Here is a 15,673-nt window from a genome sequence, read left to right as displayed (position 1 = left end):
GCTCTACCGGGGTGTTGGAGCAGCCGACCAACGGTCGGCTCTACCGGGGTGTTGGAGCAGCCGACCAACGGTCGGCTCTACCGGGATGTTGGGGCCGCCGACCGACGGTCGGCGCTACCGGATTCAACGCACTACGTTGAGCACTTCGTAGCACGCGCCCATAGTGTGGTAATCGGTCTTGCCGGCCGGGCTCTTCTCGTCGCTGTACTTGCGGTTGTCGGCGTCCAGGATGCGGTACCACGCGCCGTAGCGGTGATCGATCATGTGCTGCCAGGCGTAGCCCCACAGCTTGTCGTACCAGTCCCAGTACACGGCGTCGCCGGTGCGCTTGGCCAGCAGTGCCGCGGTGGCCAGCGATTCGGCCTGCACCCAGAAGTACTTGTCGTCATCGCAGACGCTGCCATCCGGTGCGAAGCCGTAGTACAGCCCGCCACGCTCGGCGTCCCAGCTGCGCTCCACCGCCACATCGAACAGATGCCGCGCGGTCGGCACCAGCCAGTCGGCCTGTACATGGCGGTCCAGGATCAGCAGCAGCTTGGCCCATTCGGTCTGATGCCCGGGCTGGAACCCCCACGGACGGAACAGATGCTTGGGATTGTCGCGGTTGTAATCCCAGTCGATCTGCCACTGCCGATCGTAGTGCTCCCACACCAGCCCGTCGCCCTGTGCGGCCTGGCGGCGGGTCATGTGGTCGGCCAGCAGCAGCGCACGATCCAGGTAGCGCTGTTCGCCACTGGCCTCGAACGCCGCCAGCATCGCCTCGCACATGTGCATGTTGGCGTTCTGGCCGCGGTAGTCACTGAAGGTCCAGGCGGCATCGGCTTCGTCCTTGTACAGGCCGAACGCCGGTTCCCAGAAACGCGATTCCAGCAGCTGCCAGGTCTCGTCCATCCACGCGCGTGCTTCGTTGATGCCGGCCTTCAGCGCGCAGCTGTAGGCGAGCAGCACGAATGCCACGCCGTAGCAGTGGTTGGTCGCATCTTCGACCACACCATCGCGCAGCGTCCAGGCGTAACCGCCGGTGGCCGGGTTGCGATGCACCTCGCGCAGGTAGCGGATGCCGTGTTCGACCGCGGCCAGATCTTCCGGCTTGCCGAACTCGCGGTAGGCCATCGCGTGGTTGAACACGAACCGGGTGCTGCTGACCAGATGACGATGACTGGCATCGTAGACGCTGCCGTCGTCGCGGTAGTAATGGAAGAAGCCGCCCTTGGGGTCGATTTCATTGGGCTGGTAGAACGCCATCGTCTGCGCGATATGGGCGCGCAGGAACGCGGGCGAGCGGAAGTCGGGGGTTGGCGGAACCGGCGTGGTCATGCGGCGTCATCCTGTTGTTGCTGCAGCAGTTGCTGGACTTCATGGAGGCTGGGCATCGCGGCGAAGGCGCCCTTGCGGGTCACCGCGAGCGCACCGACGGCCGCGCCGAAACGGATCGCTTCCACCAGCGCGGTGGGGTCCTGGCAGAACGCGGCGAAGCCTGTACCGTCGCCACCGCGCTCGCCAATGCCGAACAGCAGGCCGCCGACAAACGCATCGCCTGCCGCAGTGGAATCGACCGTGGTGACCCGAAAGCCGGTGAGCACGCCGTGCGTGCGGCGGGTATGCCAGCGGATCGGCGCGGCACCGTCGGTGATCACCACCGCCTGCGCCTGCGCGGCGAGCAGGCGCTCGACCACCGCGGCGTCACCACCCGGCACCGAGGCCGCCAGATACTCGAGTTCCTCGCGCGAGAGCTTGACCAGATCGGCCAGCGACAGCGCTTCCCACAACCGCGGCAGCGGATCGACAGCGGTCGGCCACAGCGCGGGGCGCAGGTTGAGGTCGAGGCTGACCATCGCACCGGCCTGGCGCGCGCGGCGCATGCCCTCCAGCGTGGCCTCGGCGATCTCGGCCTCGGTCAGGCTGTTGGAGCACACGTGGAAGCTGCGCGTGCCTTCAAAACAGTTCGGGTGGAAGTGCGCGCTGCGGAACAGCAGATCGGCCGCCGGCGGGCGGTAGAAGCTGAAGCTGCGCTCGCCGCTGGCATCCAGCGCAACGAACGCCAGCGCGGTCTTGGCCGCGTCGGTGCGCACGATGCAGTCGGTCGCCACGCCGGCACCGGCCAGGCTCTCGGCGAGGAAGTCGCCGAACATGTCCTGGCCGAGCATGCCGGCGAAATGGGTATCCGCACCGAGCCGCGCGGCGGCCACGGCGACGTTGGCCGGGGCACCACCGGCGTACTGCAGGAAGGCACGCGGGGTGTCCGGGGTGGCCGGCGGCTGGGCAAGTAGATCGATCAAAATCTCGCCGAAACAAACAATCTTGGACATCGTGGCCTCAAGCTCCCTGGCGGAATCCGACGGCCGGGCGCGAACCGGACAGGCCGTAGAAAATGATGTAGCCGTAGCACAGCAGCGGCAGGATGAAGGACTCATGCAGCCCGATCTGGTCGGCCAGCAGGCCCTGCAGGTACGGCACCACCGCGCCGCCGACGATGGCCATGATCAACAGGCTGGAGGCCTTGTTGGTCAGCGTGCCCAGGCGTTCGATGCTCAGCGCGAAGATGGTCGGGAACATGATGGAATTGAACAGGCCCACCGCCACGATCGAGTACAGCGCGACCTGCCCCTGGCTGAGCATGGTCAGCGCCAACAGCGCCACGTTGATGCCCGCGAACAGGGTGAGCAGCACGCGCGGCGAGAACCGGGTCATGATGGCCGAGCCGGCGAAACGACCGATCATCGCCAGCGTCCAGTACGCCGAGACGTAATGGGTGGCCTCCTTCTCGGTGAAGCCGCCGATGTTGGGCAGCGACAGGTAGTTGACCAGGAAGCTGCCGATCGAGACTTCCGCGCCCACGTAGAAGAAGATCGCCAACACGCCGAACAGCACGTGGCGATGGCGCAGCGCATCCAGCAGGGTGTGCTTGCTGGTGTCGGCCTGCTCGGTGGTCTCGGTCAGCGCCGGCAGGCGGAACAGGCAGACGAACACCGCCAGCAGGAACAGCGCCACCGCCAGGCCGACATACGGGCCCTGCACCGACTGCGCTTCCTGCACGCGGTAGGCGATCTGCTCGGCCGCCGGCAGCGCGCCGATCTCATCGGCACTCTTGACCGTGTTGCCCAGGATCAGCAAGCCGCCGAAGATCGGCGCGATCGCGGTGCCCAGCGAGTTCAGCGCCTGGGCCAGGGTCAGGCGGCTGGAGGCCGTCTGTTCCGGCCCGAGCAGCGCCACATACGGATTGGCTGCCACCTGCAGCACGGTGATACCCGTGGCCAGCACGAACAACGCGCCCAGGAAGGCTTCATAGATGCGCAGCTCGGCCGCCGGCCAGAAGCCCAGCGCGCCGACAGCGGCGATCGCCAAGCCAGCCACGATGCCCTTCTTGTAGCCCAGGTGCGCGACCAGCCGGCCGGCCGGGAGCGACATCAGGAAGTACGCGCCGAAGAAGGTGAACTGCACCAGCATCGCGCGGGCGTAGTTCAGTTCGAACACGGCCTTCAGGTGCGGGATCAGGATGTCGTTGAGGCAGGTGAGGAAGCCCCACATGAAGAAGATGGTGGTCGCCACGGCCAGCGCGACGCGCGTGTTCACCACGGGCGCAGCGGAGGATGAGGTGGGGAGGCGGGGCGTTGGAGAGATGGGCATTCAGGTACGCGCCTCAGTGCGCGAGCAGGTGATTGGGGGAGCCATCAGACGGTCATCGCGCCGCTGCTCTCGCGGACGCGGAGCTGGACCGGTGCAACGGTACGGGCCGGTGCGGCGTCGGGGTGATCCAGACGCAGCAACAGCAGTTCGGCGGCCTGTCGCCCGCGCTCGCGCGGGTTGACGGTCAGCGTGGTCAGCGGCGGCGATGCCACCGAGGCCTCGGAAATATCATCGAAACCGGTCACCGCGAAATCGCGGCCCGGCTGCACGCCACGTGAGGCCAGGCCCAGCATCAGGCCCAACGCGACGCTGTCGTTGTAGCAGACCGCTGCGGTGGGCACGGCATCCAGCGCGAACAGCTCGCCGGTGCGCGCGGCCGCGTCCAGGCGGCTGGGCGAGGTTTCGATCAGCCACTCCGGCTGCACCGGCATGCCGGCTTCGACCAGTGCCTGCGCATACCCGGTACGTCGCTGATGGCAGGAGCTTGACACTGCATGCCCGCCATAGAACGCAATGCGGCGGTGGCCCTGCTCGATCAGATGGCGCGTGGCCAGATAGGCACCCTGCTGGTTGTCCAGGGTCAGGAAGTCCCAGTCGGCGCCCGGCAGCTCGCGGTTGAACAGCAGCACGTTGGCATGCCCGAGCACCTGGCGCAGCTGCCCGGCATCGCTGCCTTCGGCCGGTGACAGGATCAACCCGGCCGGCATGTGCTCCATCAGGGTGGTCAGCACCGCCTGCTGCCGCTCCGGCGATTCGCCGGTGCTGCCGAGCAGGGTCACGAATCCCTTGCCGCCCAGCGCTTCGTCCACCCCGGAGGCGAATTCGGCGAAGAACGGGTTGGACAGGTCGTTGATGACCAGGGCCACGCTCGACGACGTCCGGCGACGCAGATTGGCCGCGCCGCGATTGTACACGTAGCGCTGGCGGCGCAGTTCGGCCTCCACCTTGGCACGGGTGTCGACGTTCACCAGCGGGCTGCCACGCAGCACCAGCGAGACGGTCGCGCGCGACACGCCGATCGCTTCGGCGATGTCGGTCACGGTGACCGCGCGCGTGCCTTTGCCGGCGGGGGTGGCATTGTCTTTCATCGGGTCGTCGGGTTCCTCAAGCAAGGTGCAAGCCTAAACGATCGCATTGACCAGCGGTCCGTGCCCGTGCCGACGGTCAGCCCCGGTGGGCTGGCGATGGCGCGGGCCAGCGCGTGACTCATTCCAGCCCCGCGCCCGGCGTGGCGCAGAACGAGGCCGGCAGCGCCTCCGCCTGGGTGCCCCAGCCGTTCTCCGGGGCCGTGTTGCCCAGCGCGAACGCGATGGTGCCACCGCGCTGCAGCTGCGCCCAGTCCAGCCACACCGGCGCATGCGCGCGGCCATCGACCTGGACGTTCTGGACGTACTGCAGCTGGCGGCCATCCGCGCCCGGCGCCTTCAGGGTGAGCGTCCTGCCCTGCCCAAGGTCGATCTCGGCGCGGGCAAAGCGCGGCGTGTGCAGCAGGAACTCGCCGCTGCCCGGCACCGCCGGGTACAGACCGAGCGCGCTGAACAGGTACCAGGCCGACATCGTGCCCAGGTCATCGTTGCCGGTCACGCCGTTGGGCGCATTGGTGAACAGCTGCTGCGCGGCGCGCACCACGGTAGCGGTCTTCCACGGCTGGCCGATCAGCGTGTACATCCACGGCGCGTGCAGGTCCGGCTCGTTGTTGGGGTTGTAGCGGTACTGGTTGTAGTAGCTGTACGGGCCGACCACCCATTCCTTGCGCGCGGCGGTCAGCGGCGACTTCACGAGTGCGTCATAGGCGAAGAACGTATCCAGGCGGCGGGCCGCCTGCTCACGACCGTGCATGGCCTGGACCAGGCCGGGCACGTCCTGCTGCGCCAGCCACTGGTACTGCCACGCGGTGCCTTCATGGAAGCCATGGTGCGAACGCGGGCTGTACTTGCCATCGGCCGGCAGGTACCACGCGCCGTCTTCCATGCGCGGCCGCGGGAAGCCGTTGAAGTCGCCCTCCTCGTCCCGCACCGACGGATCCCACACCTTGTGCCAGTTGCGACCGCGCTCGCGCAGCACGCCGGCATCGGCGGCATGCCCGAGGCCATCGGCCATCTGCGCCAGCGCGCAGTCGGCCAGCGCGTACTCCAGCGTCGCCGAGCCCCCGTGGTGCGGATCCACGTCCATGCCCTTGGACGGGAACGCGCGGTCGTACTGCACGTAGCCATTGGCCAGGTAGCTCGGGTTGCCCGAACGGCCCGCGTGACGCGAGTTCATCGGCGGCACCTCGAACGCGTTCTTGCGCAGCGCGGTGTACGCCTCGCCTTCGCGGCCCGCCAGCGCGCCGAAGCGCCACAGGTCGACCAGGAACGGCGTCACCGGGTCACCGGTCATCACGTTGGTTTCGAAGTTGGCGTAGCCCCAGCGCGGGAGCCAGCCGCCCTGCGCTTCGATGGCCAGCAGCGTGCGGCCGATGTCGCGCGCGACGTCCGGCTTGGTCAGGGCCAGCCACTGGTTCTGCGCGCGATAGGTATCCCACAGCGAGAAGTACTCGTAGTAAGTCCAGCCATCGGCGCGATGGATGTTGTCGTCGTAGCCACGGTAACGACCGTCGGCATCGCTGCCGGTCAGCGGCTGCAGCAGCGCGTGGTACAGCGCGGTGTAGAGCACGGTGCGGTCGTCATTGCTGCCGCCCTGCACGCGCACGGCAGCCAGTTCCTTGCGCCACTGCTGCTGCGCCAGCTGGCGCATCTGATCGAAGCCAAGCAGGCGATCGCCCTGCATGCCATCGCTGCGCAGGTTCGCGCGCGCGCCTTCGGCGTCCACGTGGGAGATCGCGCTGACCGCGGTCACCGCGCGGCCCTTGGCCAGATCGAAGCTGAGCCACGCGCCGCTCGGCTTGAGCTCACCTTCCATGCCATGGCGGGCGCCGGGCAGGCCACCGCCCTCGCCCCAGGTGCCGAACGCCTTGAACGGGCGGTCGAACTCGATGCGGAACCAGGTGGTGTACTGATGCCCACCGCAGAAGCTCTTGGTGACCAGCTTGCCTTCCACCGCACGGTCGCCGACGACGTCGACCACGCTGCCGATCACCGAATGGCGCTCGTTGGCCTGGCCGAGGTTGACCAGCACATGGCCGGTGCCCGCATCGGCGGCGAAGGTGTAGCGCTCGGCCGCGGCACGGGTGCGTGCAGTGGCCTCGGCATCGATGCCGCCATAGTTGGTCAGGCGCACCTTGTAATAGCCCGCCTGCCCGACTTCGCCGTCATGGGTATAGCTGGAGGCGTAGCGCTTGTGATCGAAACTCTTGGCGTCGTCCGTATCGAAGTCACCGCCCGGGCCGATGCTGCCGGTCACCGGCAGGACCGAAACCTGGCCGCCCTGCTCCCAGCAGCCTGCGCCGGACAGGAAGGAATGCCCGAAACCCCGGATCTTCGGATCGTCGTAGCGCCAGCCCGCGTAGTGCTCACCGATCGGGCTGACCTGGATCAGGCCGAACGGCGCCGAAGCGCCCGGGAACGTATTGCCATCGTCCTTGCTACCGATGAAGGTGTTGACCTCGCGCTCCAGCGCGGCGGGCGCGGCCTGCAGCAACAGCGGCGCGCAGTTCAGCGCCAGCAGGCAGGCCAGGCCGGCGAGCGGGCGGCGCCGGGACGGGACGGCACCGGCGGCGGGAACGACGGAAGGACGGTGAGAAAGACGGGTCACGGACACGGACTCCTTGGCGGACGTGGCGGCAGCGCGAACCAGTAGCGACGGGCGCCGCTGGTTCCCTGGACTGGGCGACCCAATCCACACCCCGGTGAATTTAGATCGATTTAAGTAAAGCACGGGAATTTCAACCGATGCATTCTGCGCTGCAACATCGGCGGCCAGGCGACGGCTGCCCACGCTGACCGGCGCTGCGCAGTGACGGGCGGGGCCAGATCCCGGCGGCGCACTTTTCCTCCCATCGGGCGCCCCACGGGGTTGGAGCCGTGAAACCAGCCACGCCGCGGGATCGGTCGGGGTCAAGCGAAAGCACGCACCGCGTCCATATTGCGGAGCAGCATGCGTCCCCCGCCCGGTCGTGCTAAAAATCCCCCGCCAATCGTTTAGATCGATCCAACTTAAAACGGTCACGATTGCCGGAAGTGGGGAGCCGGGGGACTGCCCCACGCGATGCATGCGGGACGCGCCAGGCAACTCGACGCTCTGGAACATGGGCTTCAAACATTAGATCGATTCAAAGAATTCGTATCGCCACCGTTTCAATCCAGGAGAGGGAGAGAGTGGAATGAAGATGTCACGCATGCACCGCCGCGTTACGTTGTCCGCGGCCATCGCAAGCGCCTTGGCCGCGGCTGTCGTGCCCGCCAGCGCGTTCGCGCAACAAGCGACCCCGGCCGCGACCGGTACCCCTGATGCCACCACGCTCGACAGCGTGACCGTCACCGGCTACCGCTACGCCATCGAAAAGAGCCTGCAGCAGAAGCGCGACGCCAACGCCGTGGTCGAGGTGATCACCGCCGAGGACGTGGGCAAGTTCCCCGACAAGAACGTCGCCGATGCGCTGCAGCGCGTGCCCGGCGTGGTGATCACGCGTAGCGGCGGCGAAGGCAAGAGCGTCAGCGTGCGCGGCCTCGCGCCCGACCTGACCCTCACCCAGTTGAACGGCAATTACGTCGCCACCTCGGAAACCAACAACGAGGCGTCGCGTTCGTTCAACTACACGCTGCTGCCGTCGAACATGCTGTCCAGCGCGGAACTGTTCAAATCGCCGGAAGCGCGCATCGACGAAGGCGGCATCGGCGGCACGGTGATCCTGCACACCCGCCGTCCGCTCGACATGGAGGCCAACTCCGGGTACGTGAATCTGGAAGGCACCTCGTCGGACACCAGCCACGACATCGATCCGCAGGCCTCGGCGCTCTACTCCTGGCACAGCAAGGACGAACGCTTCGGTGTGCTGGTGGGCGTGACGCAGCAGAAGCGCACCAGCCGCACGATGGAAGCCAGCACCGAGGACTATCAGTGGTATGGCGCCGGCGACGCGCGTGATGCCAACGGCAATGTGCTGCCGCAGGATGGCATCCACTACTGGTGGGGCCAGTCCGGTTTCAACAACCAGACGGGCGGCAATTACAGCGACTTCTTCATGCCGACCTCGGTGAACTTCGCCGTGAAGGAAGAGAAGCGCGAGCGCAAGGGCGGCCAGCTGACCTTCCAGTTCAAGCCGCTGGACAACCTGACCCTGACCGCCAACTACTTCCGCTTCGAGCTGCAGGGGGATTACACCCAGAACATGCTCAAGGTGCCGGAGTGGAGCATGGCCCGCTTCAACGGCGACGGTAACTGGGCCGGCGGCCGGCTGCTCAACGGGCTCGACTTCGATCCCAGCGGCAGCATCGTGACCGGCGCGCAGTTCGAAAAGCTGCCGGGCAAGGCCTACATCTGCAGCGAAGAACAGGCAGCAGCGGCTGGCCTGGCGCCGGGCGGCTGGGGTCCGGACGATTGCACCCTCCCTACCCCGCAGCTGACCGGCGGCTACAGCAAGGAGAAGGCGCTGTCGCAGACCGCCGACCTGTCCGTCGAGTGGGACATCAGCCCGTTGTGGAAGGCGTCGTTCACCGGTGGCCGCACGTGGTCCGAAGGCGGCCCGTCGATGAACTTCCGCATGTCGGCCAAGCCGCGCCGCAAGGTCGGTGCGGACTACCTGTCGGGCAATCAGTACACCGCGTGGGACCTGACCGGCACGCCGTCGGTGCAGTTCTCGCCGGACCTGCAGCAGCAGCTGATGGCCGGCATTGCCGAAGTCGACACCGGCTCGACCGACTCGTCGTGGATGCAGACCGAGGTCGAACAGAACTACTTCCAGGCCGACTTCACCAAGCTGTTTGAAACCGGCTGGCTGGACTCGATCCAGTTCGGCACCAAGTACCGTGACGGCAAAGTCCACCGCAACACCGGCAACACCTACTGGGTGTGCCAGGGCCTGGACCCGGCCGACTACGACAACAACCGTTACCAGGCCGGCTGCGATTCGACCGCCGGCGATGCACAGCCGGGCTTCTTCCTGTCCAACCCGATCAGCAACATCGCCGGTGGCTTCAACGCCAACGTGTTCCCGGGCATCAACTACCCGGCCTACATCAATTACCTCAACCAGACCTACGGCGGCTCGCACAACCGCACCGAAGAAGACTTCGTCTACGACGTCAACGAGAAGATTTACTCCGGCTACTTCCAGGCCAACTTCCGTACCGAGCGCCTGCGCGGCAACGTCGGCGTGCGCGTGGTGCGCACCGAGCAGTTCGCCCAGTCCAGCGATTCGGTCGAGCGCTTCAACGATTACTTCGTCGACAACGCCAACGGCTCGCCGATGAGCTGCGACGATCCGGCCGCGGATCCGACCCTGCGTTGCCAGGGCGGCTTCGTGCGCCTGCCGGACAACCAGGTCCGCGACAAGGTCTACACGCTCAGCTCGCTCGACAAGACGTACACCGACTTCCTGCCGAGCTTCAACATCGCCTGGGACATCACCGACAGCCTGGTGCTGCGCGGTGCAGCGTCGAAGGTCATCGCACGTCCGGGCTATACCAGCATCGCCTACCCGGGCGGCCTGAATTACATCAGCGAGGAATACAGCAACGACCGCCGCGTCGCCGGCGGTACTGACACCCCCGGCTGGTACGGCTCCGGCAGCAACAAGAACCTGGAACCGTTCAAGGCCATCCAGTTCGACCTCGGCGTGGAGTGGTACTTCAAGCCGGGCTCCGCCGCGGGCGTGGCACTGTTCCGCAAGAACGTGGACAACTTCACCGTCCCGGTGGTGCGCGACCAGCAGATGACGGTCGGCGGCCAGACGGTCACCGTGCAGAAGTACGCCACGGAAGCCAACGGTCGTGATGGCGTCTCGCAGGGTGTGGAGGTGTACGGTCAGTACACGTTCGACATGGGCTTCGGCGTACAGGCCAACTACACCTACAACGACACCAACCTCGCCTCGATCGTGCTGGATGGCGAAGAAATCGGTGCCTCGCCGCTGGTGGGCAGCGCCAAGAACCAGGCCAACGTCACGATCTTCTACGAGAACGACACGATCCTGGCCCGCGCCTCGTACAACCGCCGTGGCGAAGTGGTGGGCGGCCTGAACAACGGCCTGACCACCTACACCAAGCCCTACGACCAGCTCGACCTCAACGTGGCGTACAACATCACCCCGGACTGGACGGTCACCGCCTCGGTGCTGAACGCCACTAAGTCCGAGCTGCAGAGCTACATCGGCGGTGACAGCGAAGCCCGCCTGCTGTCCAACATCTACGCCGGCCGCCAGTTGTACTTCGGCGTGAACTGGAAGTTCTAAGCATCACCTGGCCCGCCTCCGGGCGGGGCAACGGTCCTCCACGGCAGCTGCGCTGGTACAGGCGGCTGCCGTTTTTTTTTAACAGGGACGGAGGTAGTTAATTGCAGCCACGCGTCACGGATTAACTACCTCCGTCCCCGTTAAGGCTGTGCGCAGTGCGCTGACATGTGCCGCGTCGGTGACGCTCCAGTCCGGCGACAACCCGATCAGCGCCGGATTGTGGTGGCGCATCGCCGAGTGCTGCGTGGCCTTGGCCGAGGCGTGCAGTTCACGGCAACCGCTACGCTCGACAACCTCCGCGATGTTGGCCGCAGTGATGCCCGCGCCCGCCATCAGCGAAATCCGGTCACCGGCCTGCGCCACCAGCCCACCCAGGACATCGGCACCGGCCAGTGCACTGGCCTGCCCACCCGAGCTCAGGATGCGCTGGCAGCCCAGCGTCACGATCTGCTCCAGCGCCGCCGGCAGATCACGCGCGGCATCGAAGGCACGGTGGAAGGTGATGCCGAGCGGACCCGCCGCCGCCACCAGTTCGCGGCACAGCGGCATATCGATGCCACCGTCGGCATCCAGGGCACCGATCACCACCCCATCGCAGCCGAGCGCGCGGCAGTGCGCGATGTCGCGCAGCATGATTTCGGTCTCCAGCGCGGTATAAAGAAAATCGCCAGGACGCGGCCGGATCAGCACGAACAATGGAATCCGCAGGCGATCACGGGCGACCGCGATGCTGCCCTGCGACGGGGTGGTGCCGCCCTCGGCGAGGTTGTCGAACAGTTCGATCCGATCCGCGCCACCCTGCTGGGCAGCCAGCGCGGAGGCTACCGAGTTCGAGGCGATCTCCAGCCGCCGGTGCGGCGCGCTCACGTCTGCCCGCTCGTGTACACCGACGCGGAATCACGCAGATCGTCCTGCCGGTCCTTGTCGCAGACCGCGTAGACGAAGCCGCGATGCAGCGCATACGCGCCGACCTCACCGTGCTTGTTCAAGGCAAGGAAGCAGACCTGCAGGGTCCTGCTCGCCTCGGGGCGCTTGCGCACCACCCGCGCGATCGCCTCGCGGCAGGCCTCGGCCGGCGAGCGACCCTGGCGCATCAACTCGACCACCAGGAACGAGGCCGCGTTGCGGATCATCTCCTCACCAACGCCCGAAGCGGTGGCGGCACCGACCTCATTGTCCACGTACAGGCCCGCCCCGATGATCGGGCTGTCGCCGACCCGACCGTGCATCTTCCAGGCCATGCCACTGGTGGTGCAGGCACCGGCCAGACGCCCTTGGGCATCAATGGCGAGCATGCCCAGCGTGTCATGGTTGCTGCTGTCGCCAGGACGGCTGCGCCGCTCGGCATTGATCTCGGGGGTGTACTGCGCGGTCGTGAGCCACTCACGCCAGGCCTTCTCGGCTTCCGGGGTGAGCAGCTTTGTCCGCTCGAAGCCCTGCTTCACCGCGAACTGCTGCGCACCCTCGCCGACCAGCATCACGTGCGGCGTCTGTTCCATCACCCGCCGTGCCACCGAGACCGGGTGCGCGATATCGCTCAGCGCCGCCACCGACCCACAGCGGCCATCGCCGTCCATGATGCTGGCATCCAGGCTCAGTACGCCATCGCGGTCCGGATTGCCGCAGCGCCCGACCGTTGGATTGCACAGGTCGCTCTCCGCCCAGCGCGCGCCGGCCTCGACCGCATCGAGCGCGGAGCCGCCGGCAGACAGCGTTTTCCACGCGACCTGGTTCGCCCCCACCCCGAAATCCCAGGTGGACACGACGCGCGCACCGGAGGCCGCGCGTGCCTGCAATGTGGGCAGCGCGAGGGCGCCAGCGGCCAGGGCACCGGCCTGGAGGAATCGCCTGCGGTCAGTCATGGGTATGTCTCCAGCGAACGGACAAGGAAGGAATCACGCGACGATACAGCGATGCTCCGCATGCCAGACCGCCGCACCAAGAACACCAAGTTCGCCGTGGTCCACCCGCCAGATCGGCACCTGGCGCAGCACGTCGTGCATCACGCCCTTGGCCAGGAAACGCGCGCGGAAACGGCCATCACGCAGGAAGCGATCGACCCGCGTGGAGATACCGCCCGCCAGGTACACAGAACGCGCGCCAAACGTGGTGGCCAGGTCGCCGGCCAGACTGCCAAGCCAGGCGCAGAACACTTCCAGTGTCTCCACCGCCAGCGGATCCACGCCTTCGTGCGCGGCCGCGATCAGCGCCTCGGTGCTGGTCCAGTGCGGGGTGACGCCACGGATCTCGCACAGGCAGGGATACAGGTTCATCAGGCCGCCACCGGACAGCACGCGCTCGTTGTCCACGTGGTCCCAGCGCTGCAGCAGGCGCGACAGCACCTCCAGTTCCAGCGCGTTGCAGGCATTCAACGCGGCATGGCCGGCCTCGCTGGCCAGTACCGGCCGCTCGCCACCTTCAAAGCGCAGCGCCGCACCCAGCCCAGTGCCCGGACCCAGGACCAGCGCCGGCCAGCGCGGGCCCGCCTCCGGATCGCCGTTGAGAGCCACCAGGGTCTCCGGCGCCACGTGCGGAATCGCATAGGCAACCGCTTCGAAATCATTGATCAGCGCCAGCGACGCCAGCCCCGATGCGCGACGGGTCTGCGCGACCGAGACCGGCCACGGCAGATTGGTGTTGACCAGATGGTCGCCGTCCAGCAGGCCGGCGATCGCAACCACGGCGGTGTCCGGCGCTGTCGGCAGCGTGGCGATGAAATCGGCCAGGATCGCGGCCAGGCCAGGATGGTCGGCGCAGGCATAGCGCCGCAGGCCGCTGAGCTGTGGCGCAGCGCCCGCACGCACGGTGGCCAGCGCGACCCGGGCGAACGTACCGCCGACATCGGCCACGATCAGCGTGTCGGGAGTGGAATCCCGGTGGGCCGCGGTCGGCGACACCTCAGGTTGAGCCAGAACCGGTGCCGCTTCGCTCACTCGCTTGCCTTGGTTGAATCGATTGAATCCCGGCGATTCTCAGGCATCGCCGGGGGAATGCAAAGCCGCCTGCGCCATACAGCGCCGTACTGAAACACCGGCGTGGCGATCTCAGGGCTTGGCGGTCTGCAGGCGATAGCTGGTGCTGGCCGTGGCGGTCGGGCCATCGCCCTGCACCGCGCGCACTTCCACCTTGTGCTCCCCCACCGCCAGGTGGGTGGGCAGCGCGCCGCGCCACAAGTGCGGCGACGGCGTGGCTTCCGGCGAGCGGTCGTAGCCGCGCAGGCGCTCGGCGCTGTCGTCGGCGACGTTTTCCTGCAGCAGGCGCGGGTCCGGCTGCTCGACGCGCTTCATCGGCTGCCAGGCGCCATCGTCCACGCGATACTCCACCAGCGAATCGGCCTGGCCCATGAACACGTTGGCGTACACGCCCCACGCCGGATACGCCCCCTGGCGCAGCACCTTCGGCGCATGCAGGGCGATCTGGTAATCGTCCGGCGCGCGCGCCACGTAGTAGCGCAGGCCGTACTCACCGCCGGGCTTGACCGACAACACCGCGTAGCCGTTCGGGGTGCCATCGCTCATGGTCGCATCGGGGATCCCGCTGCTGTCCTTCGCCCCGGACCAGAATGCACCACAGGCGGCGCCGACGTTGTACTCGTGCAGCGGCTTGCGGCCCTCCCAGCCTTCGGCGGCACCGTGGTAGTAGTGCTGCTGGGTGTGGCTGTGGCCACTGAGCACCAGCACGTTCGGGAACTCCTTGAGCAGCGCGAACAGGCGCGCGCGGTCGGCATGGCGGAACGTCTCACGGCCCGGCGCCGCATCGAACAGCGGGATGTGCATGCCGAGCACGATCAGGCGATCGCGTGGCAGGCCCTTGAGGTAGTTGCCGAGGAAGGTGAACTGGTCCGCGCGCAGGCCGCCCACGTAGCTCGGCTTGGCCTTGGGGTCGTAGACCACGTCATCGAGGAACACGAAGCTCGCCCCTCCCTCTTCCACCGCATAGGTGTCCGGGCCGTATACGGCGCGCCAGCTGTCCAGCGAGTGCGCATCGCTGCCGGCGTCCATATCCAGATCGTGGTTGCCCGGCACGTGGAACCAGGGCACCTGCAGCTGGGCGGTGACCTTGTTGATGGCCGGGTACAGGCTCAGGTCGTCATTGACGATGTCGCCCAAGGTGGTGCCCAGGCGCGCCGGGTGCTTGCCGATGATCGGGTCGACGATGGCGCGCTGGTAGTAGCCGATGTCCTGGCGGCTGGCGGTCTGCGAATCGGTGAACACCAGCATCTCGAAGCCGTTGCGCGCGGCATCGGTATCCTTGGCCGGTTCCAGCGCGAAATCCCAGTTGCGGGTCGCGCTGCCGGTGGCACGGATGCCGTCGTACTTCAGCTTCGGCGAGCCCTGCGGCACATAGTGGCGCCAGTACGACGGCAGCCCATTGGCGGCGGCCGGGAAGCGGTACTCGTCCGGCTTGATCACGAACACGGTCTGGCCGTCGCGCACCGGCAGGCTGTAGCTGCCATCGGCGGCGGTGCGCACGATCACTTCACCATTGGAGACCTGCACGCCGGCCAGGCCGGGATCGGTCGGGCCGCGCCCCGGCTTGCCGTCGCGCTCCTGATACACCTTGCCGGTGACGGTCGTTGCGGCCGCCCAGGCAGGCGAAGTCATCAACAGCAGGCAAGCCAGCCAGGCAGCAGTACGGGTCATCGGGGGCGGTCCGGTCGGGGGTGGGGAATTGTAGAGCCGCACATCATCGCCTGCACCGCGTTTCACCGACGTT

Annotated in this window: 10 protein-coding genes; 1 reads left to right on the top strand and 9 read right to left on the bottom strand. The window is 67.2% G+C overall.

Features of this window, described 5'->3' with window-relative positions:
• Window positions 1-123: 123 nt before the first annotated feature.
• The 5 genes from AC07WC_RS06805 to AC07WC_RS06785 all read right to left on the bottom strand — a co-directional run bounded on the left by AC07WC_RS06805 (window position 124) and on the right by AC07WC_RS06785 (window position 7,320).
• Window positions 124-1,317 carry an AGE family epimerase/isomerase gene (locus AC07WC_RS06805; RefSeq protein WP_495209329.1) on the bottom strand — a complete coding sequence of 398 codons (1,194 nt, stop codon included), beginning with the start codon at window positions 1,315-1,317 and terminating at the stop codon, window positions 124-126.
• The gene (locus AC07WC_RS06800) at window positions 1,314-2,309 is read right to left on the bottom strand and encodes a carbohydrate kinase family protein (protein ID WP_495209328.1); all 996 of its coding nucleotides are present in this window, start codon (window positions 2,307-2,309) and stop codon (window positions 1,314-1,316) included. Before AC07WC_RS06800 ends, AC07WC_RS06805 begins: the two co-directional genes overlap by 4 nt.
• Window positions 2,310-2,316: 7 nt before the next feature.
• Window positions 2,317-3,627 carry an L-fucose:H+ symporter permease gene (gene fucP, locus AC07WC_RS06795; protein WP_495209327.1) on the bottom strand — a complete coding sequence of 437 codons (1,311 nt, stop codon included), beginning with the start codon at window positions 3,625-3,627 and terminating at the stop codon, window positions 2,317-2,319.
• 44 nt (window positions 3,628-3,671) lie between these two features.
• Window positions 3,672-4,715 carry a LacI family DNA-binding transcriptional regulator gene (locus tag AC07WC_RS06790; protein ID WP_495209326.1) on the bottom strand — a complete coding sequence of 348 codons (1,044 nt, stop codon included), beginning with the start codon at window positions 4,713-4,715 and terminating at the stop codon, window positions 3,672-3,674.
• A 118-nt stretch (window positions 4,716-4,833) separates the two neighbouring features.
• The gene (locus tag AC07WC_RS06785; RefSeq protein WP_495209325.1) at window positions 4,834-7,320 is read right to left on the bottom strand and encodes a GH92 family glycosyl hydrolase; all 2,487 of its coding nucleotides are present in this window, start codon (window positions 7,318-7,320) and stop codon (window positions 4,834-4,836) included.
• A 568-nt stretch (window positions 7,321-7,888) separates the two neighbouring features.
• On the opposite strand from AC07WC_RS06785, the gene AC07WC_RS06780 reads away from it, so the two are divergent.
• Window positions 7,889-10,957, top strand: a complete 3,069-nt coding sequence (locus tag AC07WC_RS06780) for a TonB-dependent receptor (RefSeq protein WP_495209324.1) — start codon at window positions 7,889-7,891, stop codon at window positions 10,955-10,957.
• A gap of 114 nt (window positions 10,958-11,071) precedes the next feature.
• Here AC07WC_RS06780 and AC07WC_RS06775 read toward each other — a convergent pair whose 3' ends face one another.
• The 4 genes from AC07WC_RS06775 to AC07WC_RS06760 all read right to left on the bottom strand — a co-directional run bounded on the left by AC07WC_RS06775 (window position 11,072) and on the right by AC07WC_RS06760 (window position 15,600).
• On the bottom strand, window positions 11,072-11,824 hold the full coding sequence (locus AC07WC_RS06775; protein ID WP_495209323.1) for a copper homeostasis protein CutC: 753 nt from the start codon (window positions 11,822-11,824) through the stop codon (window positions 11,072-11,074).
• Complete coding sequence (locus AC07WC_RS06770) at window positions 11,821-12,819, bottom strand: glycosylasparaginase (protein ID WP_495209322.1); 999 nt, start codon at window positions 12,817-12,819, stop codon at window positions 11,821-11,823. Before AC07WC_RS06770 ends, AC07WC_RS06775 begins: the two co-directional genes overlap by 4 nt.
• A gap of 33 nt (window positions 12,820-12,852) precedes the next feature.
• Window positions 12,853-13,854, bottom strand: coding sequence for a glucokinase (locus tag AC07WC_RS06765; RefSeq protein WP_495209321.1), 1,002 nt, complete (start codon window positions 13,852-13,854; stop codon window positions 12,853-12,855).
• A gap of 147 nt (window positions 13,855-14,001) precedes the next feature.
• Complete coding sequence (locus tag AC07WC_RS06760) at window positions 14,002-15,600, bottom strand: calcineurin-like phosphoesterase C-terminal domain-containing protein (RefSeq protein WP_495209320.1); 1,599 nt, start codon at window positions 15,598-15,600, stop codon at window positions 14,002-14,004.
• Window positions 15,601-15,673: the final 73 nt, after the last annotated feature.

The organism is Stenotrophomonas sp. GW821-FHT01H02A, from assembly GCF_059422145.1.
Note: the sequence above shows the minus strand (reverse complement) of the source record. Positions and strands in the feature narration are given on the sequence as shown.